This window comes from Sinanaerobacter chloroacetimidivorans, from assembly GCF_018128545.1.
GTDB lineage: Bacteria > Bacillota > Clostridia > Peptostreptococcales > Anaerovoracaceae > Sinanaerobacter > Sinanaerobacter chloroacetimidivorans.
The window spans coordinates 12,338-31,994 of record NZ_JAGSND010000020.1 but is presented as its reverse complement, the minus strand read 5'-3'; the positions used below and the strand labels follow the sequence as shown (position 1 = coordinate 31,994).

22 protein-coding genes are annotated in these 19,657 nt (G+C 46.5%); 3 read left to right on the top strand and 19 right to left on the bottom strand.

The window, feature by feature from the left end:
* Window positions 1–2 precede the first annotated feature (2 nt).
* Window positions 3–344: a helix-turn-helix domain-containing protein gene (locus tag KCX82_RS19655; RefSeq protein ID WP_227020187.1), complete on the bottom strand. Its 342-nt coding sequence runs from the start codon at window positions 342–344 to the stop codon at window positions 3–5.
* Window positions 345–455: 111 nt separating this feature from the next.
* Between KCX82_RS19655 and KCX82_RS19650 the strand changes: the two genes are divergently transcribed.
* Entirely contained in the window at window positions 456–1,010 is a 555-nt protein-coding gene (locus tag KCX82_RS19650) for an SLOG family protein (RefSeq protein ID WP_227020186.1), read from the top strand.
* Window positions 1,011–1,067: 57 nt separating this feature from the next.
* On the opposite strand, the gene KCX82_RS19645 is transcribed toward KCX82_RS19650, so the two are convergent.
* Window positions 1,068–1,352 (bottom strand): hypothetical protein, encoded by a 285-nt coding sequence (locus tag KCX82_RS19645; RefSeq protein WP_227020223.1) that lies wholly within the window; start codon window positions 1,350–1,352, stop codon window positions 1,068–1,070.
* 222 nt (window positions 1,353–1,574) lie between these two features.
* On the opposite strand from KCX82_RS19645, the gene KCX82_RS19640 reads away from it, so the two are divergent.
* Window positions 1,575–2,474, top strand: coding sequence for an IS1595 family transposase (locus KCX82_RS19640; RefSeq protein ID WP_227020185.1), 900 nt, complete (start codon window positions 1,575–1,577; stop codon window positions 2,472–2,474).
* A gap of 9 nt (window positions 2,475–2,483) precedes the next feature.
* Here KCX82_RS19640 and KCX82_RS19635 read toward each other — a convergent pair whose 3' ends face one another.
* The 6 genes from KCX82_RS19635 to KCX82_RS19610 all read right to left on the bottom strand — a co-directional run bounded on the left by KCX82_RS19635 (window position 2,484) and on the right by KCX82_RS19610 (window position 9,108).
* Window positions 2,484–3,656, bottom strand: a complete 1,173-nt coding sequence (locus KCX82_RS19635) for a DUF4346 domain-containing protein (RefSeq protein ID WP_227020184.1) — start codon at window positions 3,654–3,656, stop codon at window positions 2,484–2,486.
* Window positions 3,657–3,737: 81 nt separating this feature from the next.
* Window positions 3,738–6,200, bottom strand: coding sequence for a heavy metal translocating P-type ATPase (locus KCX82_RS19630; protein ID WP_227020183.1), 2,463 nt, complete (start codon window positions 6,198–6,200; stop codon window positions 3,738–3,740).
* 74 nt (window positions 6,201–6,274) lie between these two features.
* A complete protein-coding gene (locus KCX82_RS19625) occupies window positions 6,275–6,607 on the bottom strand; it encodes an ArsR/SmtB family transcription factor (protein WP_227020182.1) in 333 nt (110 codons plus the stop codon).
* 238 nt (window positions 6,608–6,845) lie between these two features.
* Window positions 6,846–7,523 (bottom strand): ABC transporter ATP-binding protein, encoded by a 678-nt coding sequence (locus KCX82_RS19620; protein WP_227020181.1) that lies wholly within the window; start codon window positions 7,521–7,523, stop codon window positions 6,846–6,848.
* The gene (locus KCX82_RS19615; protein ID WP_227020180.1) at window positions 7,516–8,679 is read right to left on the bottom strand and encodes an ABC transporter permease; all 1,164 of its coding nucleotides are present in this window, start codon (window positions 8,677–8,679) and stop codon (window positions 7,516–7,518) included. The genes KCX82_RS19620 and KCX82_RS19615 overlap by 8 nt, the downstream gene beginning before the upstream one ends.
* Window positions 8,680–9,108 (bottom strand): hypothetical protein, encoded by a 429-nt coding sequence (locus tag KCX82_RS19610; protein ID WP_227020179.1) that lies wholly within the window; start codon window positions 9,106–9,108, stop codon window positions 8,680–8,682.
* 221 nt (window positions 9,109–9,329) lie between these two features.
* Between KCX82_RS19610 and KCX82_RS19605 the strand changes: the two genes are divergently transcribed.
* Complete coding sequence (locus KCX82_RS19605; RefSeq protein ID WP_227020178.1) at window positions 9,330–9,575, top strand: hypothetical protein; 246 nt, start codon at window positions 9,330–9,332, stop codon at window positions 9,573–9,575.
* A gap of 534 nt (window positions 9,576–10,109) precedes the next feature.
* On the opposite strand, the gene KCX82_RS19600 is transcribed toward KCX82_RS19605, so the two are convergent.
* The 11 genes from KCX82_RS19600 to KCX82_RS19555 form a co-directional block, all read right to left on the bottom strand.
* A complete protein-coding gene (locus KCX82_RS19600) occupies window positions 10,110–10,382 on the bottom strand; it encodes a helix-turn-helix domain-containing protein (RefSeq protein ID WP_227020177.1) in 273 nt (90 codons plus the stop codon).
* A gap of 4 nt (window positions 10,383–10,386) precedes the next feature.
* On the bottom strand, window positions 10,387–12,207 hold the full coding sequence (locus KCX82_RS19595) for a VirD4-like conjugal transfer protein, CD1115 family (RefSeq protein WP_227020176.1): 1,821 nt from the start codon (window positions 12,205–12,207) through the stop codon (window positions 10,387–10,389).
* Between the two features lie 13 nt (window positions 12,208–12,220).
* Entirely contained in the window at window positions 12,221–13,438 is a 1,218-nt protein-coding gene (locus KCX82_RS19590) for a DUF3991 and toprim domain-containing protein (RefSeq protein ID WP_465250687.1), read from the bottom strand.
* A gap of 233 nt (window positions 13,439–13,671) precedes the next feature.
* The gene (locus KCX82_RS23050; RefSeq protein ID WP_264373337.1) at window positions 13,672–13,803 is read right to left on the bottom strand and encodes a hypothetical protein; all 132 of its coding nucleotides are present in this window, start codon (window positions 13,801–13,803) and stop codon (window positions 13,672–13,674) included.
* A 17-nt stretch (window positions 13,804–13,820) separates the two neighbouring features.
* Window positions 13,821–16,832: a MobP3 family relaxase gene (mobP3, locus tag KCX82_RS19585; RefSeq protein ID WP_227020174.1), complete on the bottom strand. Its 3,012-nt coding sequence runs from the start codon at window positions 16,830–16,832 to the stop codon at window positions 13,821–13,823.
* 2 nt (window positions 16,833–16,834) lie between these two features.
* On the bottom strand, window positions 16,835–17,242 hold the full coding sequence (locus KCX82_RS19580; protein WP_227020173.1) for a hypothetical protein: 408 nt from the start codon (window positions 17,240–17,242) through the stop codon (window positions 16,835–16,837).
* A 416-nt stretch (window positions 17,243–17,658) separates the two neighbouring features.
* Entirely contained in the window at window positions 17,659–17,910 is a 252-nt protein-coding gene (locus KCX82_RS19575) for a DUF6103 family protein (protein ID WP_227020172.1), read from the bottom strand.
* 15 nt (window positions 17,911–17,925) lie between these two features.
* Window positions 17,926–18,297, bottom strand: a complete 372-nt coding sequence (locus tag KCX82_RS19570; RefSeq protein WP_227020171.1) for a DUF3846 domain-containing protein — start codon at window positions 18,295–18,297, stop codon at window positions 17,926–17,928.
* Window positions 18,239–18,415, bottom strand: a complete 177-nt coding sequence (locus KCX82_RS19565) for a hypothetical protein (RefSeq protein ID WP_227020170.1) — start codon at window positions 18,413–18,415, stop codon at window positions 18,239–18,241. The genes KCX82_RS19570 and KCX82_RS19565 overlap by 59 nt, the downstream gene beginning before the upstream one ends.
* A gap of 36 nt (window positions 18,416–18,451) precedes the next feature.
* Window positions 18,452–18,745, bottom strand: coding sequence for a plasmid segregation centromere-binding protein ParR (locus tag KCX82_RS19560; protein WP_227020169.1), 294 nt, complete (start codon window positions 18,743–18,745; stop codon window positions 18,452–18,454).
* 4 nt (window positions 18,746–18,749) lie between these two features.
* Window positions 18,750–19,631: a ParM/StbA family protein gene (locus KCX82_RS19555; protein WP_227020168.1), complete on the bottom strand. Its 882-nt coding sequence runs from the start codon at window positions 19,629–19,631 to the stop codon at window positions 18,750–18,752.
* Window positions 19,632–19,657: the final 26 nt, after the last annotated feature.

The following is a 19,657-nucleotide window of genomic DNA, read 5'->3' as shown; positions in this document are numbered from 1 at the left end:
TATTACCGGGTGCGATTCCTCAAAGAATTTTTCAGGGCGATAATCGTATCCGCGATGACCCGAATTTCCTGTTCGCTGCAATCTTGAACTGTCCTTGCGATTTCATTCTCAAAAACGGTCTTTGCCTTTTGAATGCTGTCGCACACAATCTCATCCAAGGACACATTCAATGCGTTTGCGATCTGTACCAATGCCGGAAGGCTGACCTTTGTGTTACCGGTTTCGATGTGGCTCATATGCGTCATCGAAAGTCCTGCCAGCTCTGCCAGCCGTTCCTGGTTCATTCCGATCCTTGCTCTGGTGTCTTTGATTCTCTGCCCGATGGCCTTATAGTCCAGTACCATAAACTCACCGTCCTTATTTAAACTGGATACCTGTATTGTATGCACAGTTGGAATATAATAAAATACCCTACATGCACATTTTGACTACATAATTAAAGTGGGAGTGAAATAATGAAACCGTTAGCTTGCGCATTTGCAGGGCATTATCTAATGCGTTTCCCTTTCGGGTACGATGAGGAAGACGGTCTGTGCCTTAAAATCAGAGAAACCATGCTGATGCAAATCCTGGCTCTACACCAAAACGGAGTCACTGCGTTTTACTCGAACTGTGAGCCGGGAGCCCCTATGTGGGGTGCGGAGCTGGTGCTGGCACTTCAGAGCCGGGTTCTCAATATTCAGCTTCATTGCGTGCTTCCTTATGAGGAACAGGCCACGAAGTGGACGCCACAGCTCAGAGAGCGGTATTTCTCGATTGTGGAGAGAAGCAGCACCGAATACCTGATCTGTACCCGGTATGAAAATAACTGCTATCTGTTGTGCAATAAATATCTTGTTAACCACTCCAATTTCGTACTCGCAGTCTATGATGATGATCCGCTCGTGTGCCGGATGGAGCCTGTAAGCCACCTCATTGCTTATGCCAAAAATAAAAACAGAGGGATCATCACCATACATCCAGACACCGCCTTACTTACGCCCATTACAATAACCCAAGACCTGAAATAGTCCGTCCTTCTTGTTCTTTTTCTGTTGTTGAACACTCTTAGAGTGAGAGGTTCGCCTTCATGGTTCACCATGAACCTGTTCCGCAGAATTGAGCGCCGCCCCAGCAAACCATTTAGTTTTATGTTCATCCGGCAGATGGGCAAGGAGCATCTGGAACAGCGTCCGGCCCTTGTCACCGCTGGGCGCCAGCAGATCCTGAGCTTGAACACCGACACGATGCCTTGTGGATACAATCCAGATGTACTTAACAAGCGTGACAATGATATCCTCGGAACCGATTTGAGCTCCGCTACCATCTCCGGCAGGGGCATACACACCAGAAGACTTGAACCGCCTTGCCACACTGCCGACAAGTAAGCGGAGATATCTCATGCTTTGAGCCAAGTGCTCACCACGCGGATGCAAGGGCATTCACCACTAATAGTACCGGTGTTATCGACGAGCGGGAATATACTCTCACATTAATATGTATTGTGATTATCGCGATGAGTCAGCAAAGCACAGCATATAGGACAGGTCAAGTTGTAGAATGTGGCTATAGCAAAGAAAAAGGAGCTTTCTACAATGGCCAATCAAGAGAAAATAAGTTTTGCTGACTTCCAGAAACGCTTTAACAGCGAGGATGCTTGCAGGGAATACCTGTATAAACTTCGCTGGCCGAACAGATTTATCTGCCCCAAGTGTGGCGGCGTCGACTGTTATCACATCATTAGACGCAATAAATATCAATGCGCGCAGTGCCGGTATCAGGCATCTGTCACTTCAGGAACCGTCATGCACAAAAGCAAACTTTCTCTGCAAACATGGTTCTGGGCGATATACCTTGTCTCAAGGGACAAGCGCGGTTACTCCGCCACTCAACTTGAAGCAGAGCTCAACATTGCCTACAGTTCGGCTTGGTATCTACTCCACAGGATCCGCAGCGCAATGGCAGAAAGGGATTCAGAATACATGCTTTCTGCCATTGTTGAACTGGACGATACCTACTTTGGGGCACCTACCGAAGGAGGCAAGCGTGGTCGTGGTACAGAGAAAACCAAAGTGATGGTTGCAGTTTCTAAAACTAAGAACGGCAAACCTGACTATCTCAAAATGAAGATAATAGATAACCTTAGAGGTGAAACTGTAGGGGATTTCGCTAAAGCGTTTATTGTTAAAGGCTCCACTGTACAGAGTGATACATACCGCAGCTACCAGAAGCCGCTAGCTGATGATTTTGAGCATCAGTTTGAGGTGTTTGATTCAAACTCCGACACGTTGAAATGGCTGCACACGCTTGTTGGTAACGCCAAAGCTTTCGTAAACGGGACTTTCCATGGCCTTGGTGATAAGCATTTGCAGAGTTATCTGGATGAATTCTGTTACCGGTTCAATCGTAGAGACTTCAGAAACCAGATTTTCCCCAGGTTACTCTGCGCTGTAGTTAATTCCAATATCTTGGGGTATGCTGACTTAACGCGATAGTCTTAATATTTATTTATCTTTATATAAAGTTTTATCCTGCTTATAAGGTATACCGAGATTTAAGGCCGTTTCCGCTTTAGCAAGTTCCCTACCAAGATAGGCGGCATGGTCAAGACGGGAGAGTAACCCACGTTTTATAACTGTATTTGTGATATCTTCGGCGCTTGTTCCTTTAATTACTTCGTTAACAACACCTTCTTCTATATAGTGCTCGCAAATAATAATTTTAGAGTCCCTGTCTAAAAGTATCAGGAAAAAACCTTCCGGGTCGTGAGTCCATTCCCGATTACTACGAGGTGCCGCCTCAACCACTTTTGGCATTTGCACTTTCGGCGGAAGTATTGGAATAGCCCCTTTAGGTTTACTCATATATGCTTTAACGACTTTGGCAATCCTTGAAATATCCCGAGTCCCTATTTCGTTTATCACGGTTATATGCTTGCGGAACGCTTCCATTTCATCAAAGGTAATATTTTTAAGCACCGGCCGGGGGCCTATCGCACCTAAAATCTGATTGTCTTGATCCACTCCGTTATCTTTGAAGGATAAAATAGCCTGACCTGCTCTGTGTCCGCGCGACTCTTTTCCACAGAGGATAAGGTACCGGATATTAGGATTAGCCGCTAAATTTCGTATCACGCGCTCAACGCCTAAGTTTTCAGTAGAGAGTGTACCAATAATGGCTGCATCTTCTAATAAGCCCGCTTCCTTTAGTTCATTCGGAAGGTCTGTGTCTGCCAATGTACAGATAGCCATCGAAGCTTCAGTATTTCCTACAATATATTCACCTTCAACGATAGGCCATTTCTTTATTGTCTCAGGCTGTAGAATGGATGGCTTGCACGCACACTCACAGCCGCAGGAGTTTGTTTCTATTGCTTCTGCATGAAGAGGCTTAGCTGTACCATCACCCTTTAGGCGCGCACTAAATCGGTTATACGGACTTATGGGAAGGCATTCTTCGCATCCATAACAGGCGTGACGTTCCTTGTTTCCTGCTGATAACCAACGCTTCATATCCTCCTGCGCTGCCTTAGAATCTTGTGTATCAATTTTTTCAAGATCTCCTTTTACCCCTTCAATTACGTCTAGGAAACATTCACATGCGGTACATTTTTTTACCCGCCTTACATTATCTAATTCTTGATGAATCTCTTTAATCATTTCATTAAAATCTTCCATTTGCATAAGCTCCTTTCATAAGCTAAGGATAGAGCGGGTATGCATTGCTAAATATCAAATGTTCCTACCCGCATTTTATCTTTAACTTTGTTTTACCTTTAATAGACGCACTCCGTTTGCTATGATAACAAGAGCACTTGCCTCATTGATTATTAGTCCTGTAGTTAGTGGCATCCAGCCAAATAATGCAGTAATGACTAAGAATGCTACTAATGCTAATGAGAATGCAATGTTTTGTTTTATTACAGAAACTGTCTTTCTACTAATTTTAACCATGTATACAAGCTGGTCTAGGTCATCTGCCATTAATGCGATATCGGCTGTTTCTAATGCTACATCGGTACCTGCAACTCCCATTGATACACCTACATCTGCCTGAGCAAGTGCTGGTGCGTCATTTACTCCATCGCCAACCATGGCAACAGTACTATGACCTTGTTGCAATGCTTTAATCGCACTAATCTTATCCTCTGGTAGAAGTTCTGCTCTTACTTCATCAACACCTAGTCTACGGCCTATAGCCTTTCCTGTAACCTTATTGTCGCCGGTAAGCATAACAATCTTTTTTATACCAAGTTCTTTTAACTTAGAAATTGCCTTTCTTGCATTTCCCTTAGGCTGGTCAGATACCGCAATCATACCAAGAATCTGCTTTGAATTGCCTACTAAAATTACAGTTTTACCTTCGTCTTGCAGGCTTTCAATTTGTTTTATATGACCCTCTACCGAAACACCAATTTCCTTAAATAGACGAGGATTGCCAATATAGTATTGTTCTCCGTCTATCATTCCTTTAGCTCCGCGGCCTGTAATTGACATAAACTCGTCAATTGTTTCAAGCTCCAATCCTTTTTCCGATATTAATTTAAGGATTGCATCAGCCAAAGGATGCTCAGAACGTACTTCCAAAGTTCCAGCTATCTTTAAAAGCTTTTCATCAGAAATACTTCCTAAAGCTACTAAATCAGTTACAGTAGGCTTTCCTGTAGTTAAAGTACCAGTCTTATCAAAAGCAACTACTTGAACCTTCCCAGCAGTTTCCATGTGAATACCGCCCTTAACTAAAACTCCATTCTTTGCAGCATTACCAACCCCTGCTACAATGGCAATTGGTACTGAAAGAACCAGAGAGCATGAACATGAAACAACCAATACCACTAAAGCTCTATATAACCATGCATCAAAAGGCTGCCCGAAGAACACCGGTGGTACTATAGCCATTATTATTGCAAGTACAAACATAAATGGTGTATAAATTGCGCCAAATCTCTCGCTAAAATTCTGTGCGGCACCTTTCTTCATCTGTGCATTTTCTACAAGTTCTACAATTTTTGAAAGAGTTGAATCCTCTGCAAGCTTTGTCACTTTTATTTCAAGTGCCCCTCTGCCATTTAAGGTTGATGCATAAACTCCATCACCTGCATGCTTCTCAATAGGAATTGACTCACCTGTAATAGAAGACTGGTCAATAGCTGATGTTCCGGAAACTACAACTCCATCGACTGAGACTTTTTCACCGGGTTTTACTAAAACTATTTCATCAATATTGACCTGTTCTATAGGGACACGTAGTTCCTTGCCATTTCGAAGAACTGTAGCTTCCTGTGGGGCTAATGAGATCAATGCTTGAATAGAGCCACGCGCCTTATCTACTGCATAAGACTCAAGCACTTCCCCTAGTGAAAATATAACTACAAGCAGAGAAGCTTCTTCCCAAAGTCCTAAATAAATTGCACCAATTGCACCAACAACCAGTAAAGTATTAATTGTTAAGCGGCCATGCTTGAGAGACGATAAGCCTTTTTTTGCCGGGAAAATACCACCAATTATAACTGCTGTACCATAAAGCACCTTTGCCCAAGTTTCAGATAATCCTATGTGTGTCCATTCAGCAATTAAAGTTAAAACTGTAATCACAGCAGAAATTGCAAGTAAAACGTTTTTAGTCTCCTTCCACCACGGAGTTATTAAAGGAGCTACTTTTGCATTCTTTGCATACTCTGAAGGAGCCTCTACATTTTTTGAAGGAGCTGCCTTTGCATTCTCTACATTCTCTGTTTTCACTGATGTTACTGGATGACCAATCTTACTTAAAATATTGCTAATCTGCTCTAATGATGTCTCGTTGCTATTATAAACAACCTTCAACTTTTGAGCATTGAAATTAACTTCTGTACTTTGTACACCTGGCATAGATGATACTGCCTTTTTAACATCCTTAGCAGAATCAGGACAACACAATTCACTAACTTTTAATGTGCTGGTTATGATTGGTGAACTGTTGGTTTTATTAGATTCTCTGTTTTCGCTTAATACTGTTGCGGTATGTCCAATCTTACTTAAGACCTTACTAATCTGTTCTACAGATACCTCGTTGTTGTAAACAACCTTCAACTTTTGGGCACCGAAATTAACTTCTGCACTTTGTACACCAGGCATAGATGAAACTGCCTTTTGAACATCCTTAGCACAGTCCGGACAATCCAATCCACTAACTTTTAATGTGCTGATTATCATTGGCGAACTGTTAATTGCCTTGCTCATAATATCCCTCCTAGAATATTTATTGATTTTATGACTTTGTATATCAACTTTTTTTGATATTGAATGCAAAAAAGCTAACTCATTAATTTTTCAATTTTCTCCAAAATATTTTTATCTATTAAACAATAGTGTCTCCAGTTTGCGATTACTTCTCTATTAATCAATCCAGCATCGAGCAATATTTTAAGGTGATATGAAACCTTCGATTGGCTTAAATCCAATAACTCTTGAAACTCGCAGGTACAAATATCCTCATGCTGTTTTAAAAGATAAAGAATTTGGAGCCGGATAGGGTCGCTTAAAGCATTGGCTAAACTTGACATCTTATTTAATTTATCAGAATCTAAAAGGTCAACATCTTTTTTAAATATTCTTGGCTGTTCTGAAATACATTTACATTCTGCCATTTTCTTTCCTCCTAACCTATATCAATTTTTTTTGATATAGTCTAAGAGTATTATAAAACTACTGATTTCCTTTGTCAATACGTACATCAATTTTTTTTGATATTGATTGGGATTGGGATCATTCTATGATACTGATTTCTTTTGTCAATATTATTTGCTTTACTATACCATCTATCTGTAAACCAAAACAAAAGCCCGACGACGACAAATCGCCCAGGCTTTTGTTAGAATATACGGTTTACTGATTACTTAATTTCCCATTTCGCACTTCAAAAAGTATCTCGGCCTTTTTCGCCAGTTCGTTGTTGTGAGTAACTATTACGATAGTTTTTCCCGTTTTATGAATTTTAAAAATATGGTTTAATACTTCTTCCTCAGACTCCGAGTCTAAATTTCCAGTTGGCTCATCCATAAGGAGGATATCCGGGTCATTGGCAAGTGCTCTGGCAATAGAAACTCTTTGCTGCTGGCCTCCTGAGAGTTCAGAAGGTTTTGCGTTTGCTTTTTCAGAAAGTCCTACCAATGCCAAAAGTTCTTCCGCTTTGGCCCTCTGAACTTTTTGCGAAGCCTTTTTAAACATCATCGCTACCTCAATATTTTCTAAAGCCGTAAGGTTTTGAAGCAAGTTAAAAAACTGGAATACAAAACCTATCTTTTGAGCTCGAAGTTCTGCAAGCTTACTGTTACTAAGTTCCGTAATATTTATCCCGTCAATAAAGACGCTGCCATCGGTTGGCTTATCAAGCCCGCCGATTAAGTGCAGTAAGGTACTTTTGCCATGACCGGACGGGCCGATGATACATGAAAACGACCCTTCCGGTATTTCTAAGTTTACTCCTTTTAATGCGTGTGTTTTTACCTTGCTGTTACTGTATATCTTCACCAAATTTTCTGTTTTTACGATTGTCTTATTCATAACTTATCGCCTCCACAGGTGTAAGTCGTGCCGCTCTCCACGCAGGGTAAAGCCCCGATACGAGGGAGATACCAAGTGAGAAAAGCAACGACCCGACAATAAGTTTCAAATCAAGGTTTATTGGCAGGTTTGAACCTTTCATAAAGGCAGTAAACTCATTTTGGGATATATAGGGAGCAGCTATAGAAGAAAACACAAGTCCCAAAACCAACCCGATTGCTCCCCCAAGTAAACCATATAACCCTGATTCAAGCAGAAACACCGTAAAGATTGTACTTTTTTTACTACCAATTGCTTGAAGTATACCTATTTCACGCCTTCTTTCAGAGATTGCTGTCATCATGGTGTTTATTATGCCGAATGCTGCTGATATAATAGCCACTATAGCAATAAGCTGAAGGGTCAAGTTGACAGTACCGACAATGGACAGCACCGATTTAAGCAATTGTTTATCGGATGATACAGCGACATTAGCTGTGTCCTGAATCTTTATAATATAGCTGTCTATCTTTGCAATATCGTCAACTTTTACCGCTATAAAGGAAACATTATCCTTTACACCGTAAAGTTTTTGAGCGATTGTAAGAGGGACAAATACGGTAGTATCATCCTTGCTTCCCGTCTCCTTAAGAATTCCCTTTATAGGAAACTTCTCACCCCTTATTGTTAATATATCATTCAGGCTTAACTTAAACTGTTGTGCTATGCCAGAGCCGACAACTACAGCCTTTTCATCTTGTGAAGCAAAATAGTTTCCATTTTCTATCCCCCATCCTTTAAAAGTCTTCATCTCTTCTGGAAGAATACCAATAACGGAGACAGGATTATTTTGAATAGCCGTCTTTTCGGAAAGGTATGGGACGGCTGTAAGCCCCTTTATGGCGGAAACCTTGTTCACCACGTCAAAAGGTATTGATTCAGGAAGCTGCTCTCCTGTTAAAACTGAAATCTGCTCGTAGGCACACCAGCCTTTAGGTGTTATAACAAGGTTTGCGCCAAGCTCGCTGGCCTGTTTTTTCACCTCGTTTTGTAAACTACCACCCAATGATAATAGGGTTACAAACGATGCTATCCCGATAATTATCCCAAGGAGTGTGAATATAAACCGTCCCCTACTGCGTGTGATGTTTTTTATGACAAGTTTAGGTATATTCATTTACTGTCCTCCTTTGGGAAGGATGTTGCCTAAAATCTTGAATGTTGTCGCTTTAAATACAAGATCGTTGCCACTTCCGACAAAGCTTCCAGTTACATTTATCTCGTCTCCCACTTGTGGTAACTTTCCATCATATTTCGTAGGGAGGATGAATGTCCCACATCCTACAGATTCACAGGCTTTAACCTCTGCTGTATCAACTAGTCCAAAAAGCTTCGAGTCAGTTTGGGAAACCCCAGCCATAACACCGTTAATTGTGATAGTACCCGTAAATGAGGAAGGGTCTGCTTGAATGTCATTCACGTTTAATATTTTACTCGAATTTGTAAGAGAACTGTTTGTATCCTGCTGCTTATGATTATAAATAAAAGTTAAAACAGCAAGACCTACCATAATAATAGCGATTACGGGAATTATATATTTTTTCATGAAATAACCTCCTAAAAAAGTATAAGAAATACACCTATAGATACAAAGGCAGATTTATCCCGTACCTAAAGCGTGTCAAAACGTTTTATTCTTAGAACTTCTTAGGAGGCTTAAAAACATAGTGTAATAGAGTTTCGATATTGAAATGTTCTACAAGATTAATAATATTTACTTTATCTAAAATGATAGGGTAAGTATTTGGCTGTGGCGCAAAAACAGGAATGCAAAATAAAACTGGGCAACAGGGCAACGAGCATTGTTCTGAGGAAATAGGGATACTCTCTTTTTCTGCCCTGTTACTTTCAGTAGAACAGCATTTATTGCACGGGTCGGTTCCTTTTGAAAAAGAAGCGGCTGCAACGGATAACAAAGGGGAGGAAAGTGTAAAAATCAACACAAATAAAACTGTAGTTGCAACAGTTCTACGTACATTCATTATAAACATTTTCTTTGCCCCCCTTTCTTAAACAGCTATACACCGCAAATTAAAATTACTGATACCAATTAAAATTATAAATCTAATAAAAATATATGACAAGCATTGAGAGACAATGTTTTTGAAATGTTTACAAATTCGCGTTGACAAAAAAAGAGCCACCTAAAATGCAACATTAGGCTTTCGGCACCGCAGCATTTGTGACTCTTAAATTACACTTAACACACATGACTGTCGTATCCGCTGTAATCATTATCTCGTCAACCACACAGATTTTTTAATCGCCGTTTACGACAATGCTCTGGTTCCACAGTTAGAACCTGCCGCTCAGCTTATTACATACGCCAGAAAGAAAAAACGGGGGATCATCACCATCCATCCAGATACCGCGGCAGTTACCCCCATTACGATAAAAGCAGAGATATAACGGTCATTCTTTTGTTGTTCTTTTTCTGCTGTTAGAATTTCTTAGAGTGAGAGGTTTGTCTTCATGGTTCACCATGAACCCTTCCATGGTCCACGAAATGGGTAGACTTTTCCCTTGGTGTAAATATATATTTTTCCCCTATCTGCTAGTATCTGACTTTCTCAGATAGAACATGTTGCTGCTCTTTCCGCCGTTTTCCCGCCAACGCTGTTCCTTACGGAGATATCCGCTCTTTTCCAAGTCGTCAAGCGCGCGCTTGACGGTGCTCCTGGACAGCTTCAACTCTCTGGCGATGGTACCAATCGCCGGATAGCATTTACCTTCCTTGTCGGAGCGGTCGGAAAGATACATATAGACGGCTCTTGCACGGTGTGGCAGTTCGGAGGAATAAAGCGAGGTAAAGTACCCCATAGCGTCACCCCCTTGTGGATTCCTGTTTTTGAATAAAAGGGTCAAGATTGATCGTTGGTCCCGGCGTGTGAAGCATTCCGCCTGATGCAGATTCAGGCGCTTTAGGTTCCTCCGGCACTTCCTCACAGGCGGCATGGCGCCGGATGATTTCTTCTTCCAGGGTGAATCGGTCGGCGTACTCCACTCTTCTGGCGGACTGCTCTGCGATTTTGTAGGGCTTGCCGAAAACGATGCCCCATTCGAGAAATAGCTTCAGCCGTGTCCGCATCGGATACGCTCCGGTCTTTGTCACAATAAAATGTCCCTTGGACATGGATTTTAATTCGTCGGGGGTCAGCAGTGGCCGTTCGATCATCTGCAGCGATTGGCTGGGATCGTTCTTTCCACGGCTGACGGAGCCACTCATGACCGTTTTGCTGCCGAGGGCCTTTGACAATATCTGCGCCGATTCGCTGTTGGGTGCGAAGCCGCCGAACACCGTATCCTGGCAGTTGTCGATGATAATGGCGGAACCCTCCCGCCCATAGTTTTTTTCCAATTGAGCGAAGGATTGTATTATCGCTACAATGGACACCCGGCGCGAGCGCGAGGCGCTGAACATCATCTCTGCAGATTCAATTTTGGGTATGGTGCCTATCTCATCCAGGAACATCATTACCCGATTAGGAAGCTTGCCGCCGTGTTCGTCGGCCACAGAGAGGATTTCCCGGTAGAGCTGCTGTACAATCAAGCTGATGATGAAATATTTCGTATTATCTTCTTCCGGCATGACAAGGAAGATTGCGCTTTTCTCGGTACAGAACCGTTCAGCGTCGATGGCCGTATCAAAGCACAGCACCTGCTCAAGTTCGGAGTCCAGGAAGGCGTTGAGCCTAGAAAGGGCAGTAGAGAGGACGCTCTGCATGGCCTGTTCCGCGGAATTGAGAGCCGCGCCTGCAAACCATTTGGTTTTGTGTTCGTCCGGCAGGTGAGCCAGAAGGAGCTGGAACAGAGTGCGGCCCTTGACGCCGCTGGGCGCCAGCAGATCCTGAATCAGTTTGAACACTGACACAATGTGTCGTTGCTTTGGTTCGCAGTATTCAGCAATGAGCAGGATCACAGAGGTCAACAGTCCCTCTGCCGCGTCGTAGAAGAAAGCGTTCTGACCTGCGGATGCCACTTCAAAGCCTCCAGAGTTGATAATGGTTTTAGCGGTGATCTTGGCGTATTTTTCAGCTCTGGCCTTGTATGCCAGATTCTGAGGATTGACAAGGTATAAATCCATGTATCGGTTGACGAGATGTAGCAGGTTGTTGCCGTCCGACCTGGTGGGGTTTCTCAGATCAATGACCGCCACATGGTAGCCGTAGTGCTCTTTGGCGATGCTGCCGTAATTGCGGTAGAGGTCGCCTTTTGTATCCGTCGTGATAAAGCTCATGCCGCAGGCGCAGGCATATTCCAGGTTGGGATAGAGAAAATTGGCAGTCTTGCCGACACCCGCCGCGCCAATCATCAGGCAATGGATGTCATCGTCATCCACCAGAGCATAGCCATGGGGCGCCGTGTGGTCGAACAGCGAGGCCCTTCGCCAGCCGACAACCAACCCCTGGACAGTAGGGAGATTCTCTCCCTTACGCCATTTTTCCGGTTCGAACCGGACTTCTGTATAGGCGGTTTTGATCTCCCGCTTGGATGCCCAGCGAGCTGTTCCATGTTGCCCGTCGCCCACTATCTTGGACTTGATGCCGTTGAGTGTGTAATAATGGGCCAGCAAGGATAAAAAGCCGATCACGCCGAACATGGTCAGCGCCACGGCAATCAGTGTAATGATTTGCGATGCCTGCACTGTGATCCCTCCTTTACATTGTCATTGTAAAATTTTCGGTTTGTTCTTGTTTCGATAGCATAACCTGTGGTTCCAGTTCAAGGAACACCCTCGCCTTAACACAGTCCAAAGCCAGGCGAAGATAGGAACTGCCAAGGCGCAATTGATCTTCCACTCTGCGGATGCCGGGTATATGTGTCAAACGCTCTATATCCGCCAGATCCCGCCGTATATCCTCCGTCCGGGTACGCAGCCAGCCTCTATCCTCATGGGGGCGGTAGTTGGTCTGCAGTTTTCGAACGAGCTGTTCTGTGGTCACGGGACGCTCCATCTGCCGGCACAGCTCCTTGGCCAAAAACAGCGAACCTGCCGCCATGCACTCCAGACACTCTCTGACAGCGTCAGCATTCTCCGGTGCGACTTTTCCGGAATTCACAAGAGGCTCTAGAGCATGAAAGCAATCTGTCAAAAATGTGCGGATATCCCTGTGCGTTCCAAGGGCCGCGCACAAGCCGGGCAAAACAGCGCATACCTGCGGAAGGAGTATCAGCTTCGGATGTTCCTCAGAGGGAATCGGTTCCATGCCGTGTTTGGCTTTCAAGTCCTCGTTCCAGTCCTTGTAGGTTGATTGCATGACTGCTGTGTTTGTGTATCCGCCCTCCGCAAGTATGTCCTTAAGCCTTCCGTTAGCTTCTATCCCTGCCTCATCATGGTCCAGGCAAAGAATAACTTCCTGTAAGTGGGGATTTTGTCGGACCTGCTGGAGCAGGGCGTGTTCCGACACCCCGTCCAGCGTGACATAACTGTGTTCTTTCCAGTCCGACCGGTGAAGCGTTATGAAAGACAGCATATCTACGGGAGCCTCAAAAACATACAGTTTACTGCTCTTTCCGATCCAGTGAAAGCTGTATCTCGGATCGCTGCCCTCCACGTTGCCTTTGTATGGTTCGCCCTGGGTATAAGTGCCGCGCTTATGGGCATGCCGGGCGATTCCTTTTTCGTCCAGTCCAACAAACACGGCGTTATGATATTCCTTGTCCTCGTAGATGAGCTTCTCATGGGCGAAGTGCGAAAGCACATCCCGGTCAATGAACCGCTGTTTGATAAGATAGGCGAATACCCGGCGCATATCGGAATTGACCTCCGGCAGTGCAAAGTCTTTTTTAGGCGCCGGTGCGTTTTTAGAGGTCTGGTTCCACTCCACGCCAGCTTCACCACCAAGCAGCCAATGCACTGCTTCGGGAAAGCTCATGTTATAAAACTCCTGAACAAAATCAATAGCGTGGCCGCCCTCCTTGCGGCTGTGCCGGAACCACTCGTTCCCTCGGACAGTAACGCTGTCATGTCGTTTCCAGCGCCACTCCGGGCCGGATCGGGTGAGCTTCTCTCCCTGGCGCTCAAGAAAGTCCACCAGGTCGACGGAGTTGGCGCGCTGTTTTTCTTCATCAGTAAAGTAAACATATGCCATCCCTTGGCACCCCCTTATCAATGCCTGCGCTTTCCGCAGCGGCGAAAAAAAGCCACCCGCTGTCTGGCAGGTGGTGTAAATGTGAAACGGTTGGGTTTTGCATCAGGCAACACTTTTTTCTCCTGCCTGATAGGGTATTTTTTCTTCATAGGAGCACTCCTTTGCTTTAATAAGTGTTAAACCTCTGCTCGTGATCGTCCGGGGCATGGCCCTGGGCAATCTTTTTCTCCCTGATCTTTCGCCGCAGCTTACTCTCAATCTGTATGCTTGGTCCGCCTGGAAGCCGTCGTTCTTCTTCATGGAATATCCGGCTCAAATGATGCAGAAGCCTTGTTGCAGCAAGAAAGATAGAAGGATCACGAAAGGAGTCCAGATGGTCTAAGAAGAATTGCGCATAGACATTTCCTTGCTCAACAGATGCGGTAAGCCAGCGGACCGCAGCTTCCCGGTCACGGGGAACATCCTTGCCCAGCAGGTAGAGCTTACCAAGCTGATATTGGGCATACTGGTTATTCTGCCCCGCGGAAGCTGCCAGCCATTTGACGGCAGCCTCCACATTTTTCGGTACAACCTCGCCCAGCAGGTAGAGCTTGCCGAGCTGGTATTGTGCGTATTGATTGTCTTGTTTCGCAGAGGCGGTAAACCATTTGACAGCGGCCTTCGCATCCTTTGGGATATGTTCACCCTTTAGGTAGAGCCGGCCCAGCTGATATTGTGCGTACTGGTTTCCAAGCTCCCCCGATTTCAGGAACAGCTTCAGTGCTTTTTGGATGTCTCTTGCCACATCCTCACCGACAAGGTACAGCTTCGCCAACGTATATTGAGCGAACTGGTTTCCAAGCTCCGAGGACAGCGCCAGCCATTTCACTGCGGCGTCGATGTCTTTGGGAACTTCGACTCCGGTAAGATACAGCTTACCAAGGGCAAATGCCGCATAGGAATTATCCTGTTCGGCCGAAAGGGTAAACAGAGAGATGGCTTTCTGTATATCCTTCTCCACATGGTTTCCATCTCGGTACAATTTAGCGAGAGCGTATTGGGCCAGACCATTGCCATTATCCGCGGCTTTTGTCAGCCACAGGATAGCCTGCTCAACGTTTTCATGGCCGCTGTCCGCATCCAGATAAATCTTTCCGAGCATGTACTGTGCATGAACATTGCCCAGCCGGGCCGATTTTTCAAAATAGCCAATGGCAGCTTCCATATCCTTCTCTGTGCCAGTGCCGGTGTACAGCATCTGTCCCAGGCGGTATTGGAGCTTATCGTCGTGGTTCTGTTCTTCCAGCTTCGTAAATCCGTAAAAGGCTTCCTCAAAATGTAGTTCCGCTTCCTCGGCATTCCTTTCGGTGCCAACCCCGTCTCGGTACATTTTCGCCAGTTCATAATCGGCATAGGGTACCCGCTGCCTTGCGGCTCGGCGGTACAGCTCGAAGGCGGTCTGGTAATCCTGCTCAACACCCTGCCCCCGGTAGTACAGGCCGGCAAGCGAATACTGCGCGTACTTGTGATTTTTTGAAACTGCCGTATCAAACCAGCCAGCCGCTTCCTCATAGTCCTGTGCCGTGCCGAGTCCTGCCGCATGCATTTTGCCGATGCGGTACTCTATGTACCGGTTTTCTTTTTCTGTTTCGATATCCATAAACGCCGAGAGAGCTTTTTCATACCAGCAAGAGGCTGCATCTGTATCCATCTCCACACCCAACCCGTCCGCATACATCCGGCCGAGGTCGTGCATGACGAGAGCGTTGCCGTCCTCGGCTTCCTCCAAAAACAGCTGAAGGGCCTGCTCGAAGTTCGGCTCTGTATCATCGCTGCCATAGAGAAAGGTTCGGGCTTCTTTATATCGGTCGTTCCATGCAATATGCGGTTTGCCGGGTTCTCTGTCACCAGAATCCGATGAAGGTGCATGGCTTTGGGCATCAGAAAGGTTGTAATCCTGATCTTCCACCACCTCATGCAGCACAGCCTCCGGCTCTGCCATGGGCTGCTCCGGCTCGGCATCCCCGGCAGCGGTTTCTTCCTCGTAGGTTGGTTCAGCGTTTTCATCGCCTTCAAAGGTGAGATGGTTATTGCCGAGGTCTATCGCTTCGGCAATCACAATGTTTTTGATTTGCTTGAACTCCTTCTGCTGTGAGAGCGGGAGCGGTTCAGACAACTTGTCCTTGTAGGTGCGAAGGACTTCATTGCGCAGCTCATACCACTTGGCATAGGCTGCCGCGACGCGCGCGTCCTTTGCCAGCTCATCCACAATCTGATTGACCAGTTCCTTCAGCGGGACTTGCAGGTAGCCATATTGCTTTTTCCCTGTGGTATGCTTCAGTTTCTCCGCCAGCCTGGACATCAGATCTTCAATCACCATGTCCTCACAGGTTCCTGTACGCAACTGTTCCAAAAGCTCCCGCAGGGTATTCCGGCTCTGTTCCGTCAGAGTGTTGCGTTGGATCGTCTGCTCAGAGTAGATTTGTAGTAAGTCCTGCTGAAAGATTTCCCGTGCCAGACTGCTCCGCATGTTTTCAATCGCGGGCTTTGTGACGTAGCCCTTGCGGGGATCGACCGAGTAAATGATCATATGGCAGTGCGGGTGATGGCTCTCGTCGTGAAAAGCCGCATACCAGCGCAGGTTTTCCGGCGCGATTTTCATCTGCTCGGCAAATATATTGCGTTGTTGACGGAGGAGGGCTATCCATGCGGAGGCGTTATCGTATCCCAGCCGAGCCGCGTCCTCTCGCCTCATGGAAATGATGGGCGTCCAGATATTTCCGGTATGCTCCGCCACTTTTTCGGCTACCTGAGACAGCACCAGCGGCTCATCCTCATCTGTAAACAGGCCGTGGCTGCCCAGCTTTTCTGCACGGGGACGGGTGGCAATGTAGTTGACATAGACCTCCTGATGTGTCAACTGCTCCAGGTTGTGGTCAATGGCTGCAGTAATAAATGCCGATGCATTTTCGAGAGTCGGCTTGTTCTGGTAGTCCTCGTACTCAAATAAGCGGATAGAGTCTGGAAACTGGGTGAGAATGTCCCCGATGCGCTCTATCTGCTTTGGGGTAGCGGGTTGGTTCCGTCTGTACTGTGGGAGCTTTTCCACGCCTTCTCGCGTCCCCACATACTCAATCAGGTTCTTTACATGCTCCGGATCATTTTTAATATAACCGCATTTGAAGATAATCCTTGGCATAATTAATCACCCTTCTGAAATTTTACGACATCCTCGAAAGTCACGGAGCCAACCGATTTTTTCACGTCATTCACGCATTTGCCCCGCAGCCGGCGCAGGGTGTTTTCATCCACATCGGCGGTAGTGGCAAGAATATTCATCATCATGGACATTTCGACCGACAGCTTGAACATCAGCCGGGCCATGCGGTTTTCCGATGTGCTGACAATGCCCGACATTGCAGAGGTGATGGCGGTCGGCAGATACTTCATACCGTCCTCCGCGGAAATATATCCGCTGTAAAAACGGATCGCTTTTTCAATAAATTCACTGCGGCTTTTGCAGTTATCCTTTTCCAGAATCGCATCCATACCCTCTATGGTACTGGGATAGAGCCAGAGCGGGATGCGGGTTTTGATTTCTTCAGTCATAGCAGACCCTCCTTGTCTAAAAGCTCCGGAACCACCTGACAGGTGCACCCCGGAAAAGCCTTTGTTTTCTAGGTTAAACGGCAGATTTGAGAGGGTTCAAACCACCCAAGAGGTGACCAACGCCCCATTTAGGTGCACCCGCTGTAACGTCCCCGACCCGCGTTGCGGGGCGGTGTTTGTCGGCAGGTGGGCGCAAAGCGACCACCTGCCTTTAACCTGCATGGAAATCAACCCCTCGGTTCACCCCCAAATCGGAGGTTAATGAGGCTCTGCCAGGAGGAGGGTTATCCTCTCCAAGCTCCGCCACAAAGCCTCCGCAAGGGGCGTTATCCTGTCCGCAGGGGTTACGATGCCACCCCCGCCGTTAAAAGCCGACACAGGGGCACACAGGCGGCAGCATGCCCGTGTGCAGGTTGTTATTCCTCGCTGTCCGCTGGACTGCTTTGTCCTGCAGGAACTGCCGGATATATGCTGCGCTTAGGGGCGTCCATTACGCTTGTATCCCGGCTTTCGATGTACTCCCGGAGAGGAGCGGGAACGTGCTTCTCATACAGTGTTTGCAGCAAAGTACCCAGTTCGGCCTGAAGTTGTGTTTCATCCTTCATGTACTGTTGGATAGCACAAAGCTTTTCAGCTTCAAAGTTAATCTGTACAGTGGTTTTTTTCATGCAGCTTTACTCCTTTCATTCGCAAAAATTTAATGAAAATATAGCGGAGGCATCCTCAACCTGTTCCTGGGTGAAGGCTTCCGGCTTTTGAAATCGATCACTGTACTGCCGGATTTTATCCTCAGTCAGCGACACAAAATCCCCATCATCATTGCTGCCAGCTACAAAAAATGTACCGGCAATGATGTCGTTTCCAAGAGAACGGTTGCCGGGAAGCCCGAGCAGCTTTCCCTCTTCATTGCAGACCAGCACAGCACAATCCTCCAGACATACCGTTTCAATATATCCTCCAACCGCCTTCTGCAATCCTTCCAAGGTGTTTTCAACTTCAGTAGGATACGGCTCTTTCATCGGTTCCACCATTATCACCTTTATCGTTTTCTCCATGTTCGCCTCCTAAATACTTATTGTCATGCTCCGGGTTTCCTCCGGATCTTCTGGTTGCTCCTGATGCACAGGTGTTGTTTGCAGAAAAGTGAGCCATGATGGTGTACTTTTCAGCCATCTGGTATAAGGGCGGCAGGAAAGTGAGCCAACATGGTTACAATTCCTCCAGGGCATGTATAAGACTGCCGGGAAGATCGGACAGCTGAACACTGGCATCCGTTTCCTCCGGCAGTGTGGTTTGCTGCTGCAGTTTGACATTTTGCAGCTCATCCCTGACCGCTTTCCGTACAATCTGCTCCAGAATTTCAGACTGATGTGCCGTCAGGATGCTATTGACCACGTACTCGGTGCGCTGCCTGCTGGCCTGCTGTGCAAAGAGCGCCTCGGCCTCCCGATGCCTTGAGTTGTCCATATCGAAGGATAAATAATATCGTTTTCGCTCGGACATAAGCTCACCCCATCAGGAGCTTGTAGCCGTCCGCGTTGGCGAACCGGTTCAGCACCGCCACCGTATTGAGGCTGTTTTCGTACAGCCTGGGTTCCAGCAGCTCTGCACCGCCCCCCGCGAACACCATAGGCAGCCGCAGATCCAGACCTCGCTCACGGAGCGCATTGAACAGCTCCTTGCAATAGGCGGTCACGGTCTGCTCCACAACAGCTCCAATCAACTTGCTTTCGGTATGCTGGATCTCCCCGCGGATAGCATCCGTGACGAGTCCATCAGACAGGAGAATGTCACTGCGCTGGAGCGCATCCTGAATCCGGCTGTACAGGGTGATGGTACCCATGCGGAGACTGGCACAGCTTGATCTGTCAAGCCGGAAATCATGAAGTGTGAGAATATCCACCGTGTACCCGCCGATGTCCACCAGCGTGATGCTTCGGTAATCCTTTAGCTGCGAATAATACCTGCACACCGCCGCATGCCCCTGTGCGAACACCTTGCATTCGGCAATACGGCAGCGATAGAATGCCCCCTCGAACCGGAACGAGATGTTGTCACGCAGGAAATATCGCCTGAAGGCTTCCTTCTGTGTGCCATAGCTGTCAATGGGCAGCCCCACGCCAAGAGCGATTTCTGCATTGGTTATCCCTGCTTTTTTCATGGCTTCCGCAATTGCCGGGAGCGTCAGAATAAACGTATCCGGCTCCCTGGTCTTGTCCTGCTGAAAACGCAGACGACGCTCACCGATGGCGTAATACTTGCCCTCGAAAAAGAGCTGCATCTCCGGCATAATGAATTCTTTGTCACTTGCGGCATACCCGGAGGCATAAATCATCCCCTCCGAGGATTTGGTGTTGTAGTTTCCGTTGTCCACACCAAGCTTTATCATAATCATCACCTTCTTTCTTTTCTGCA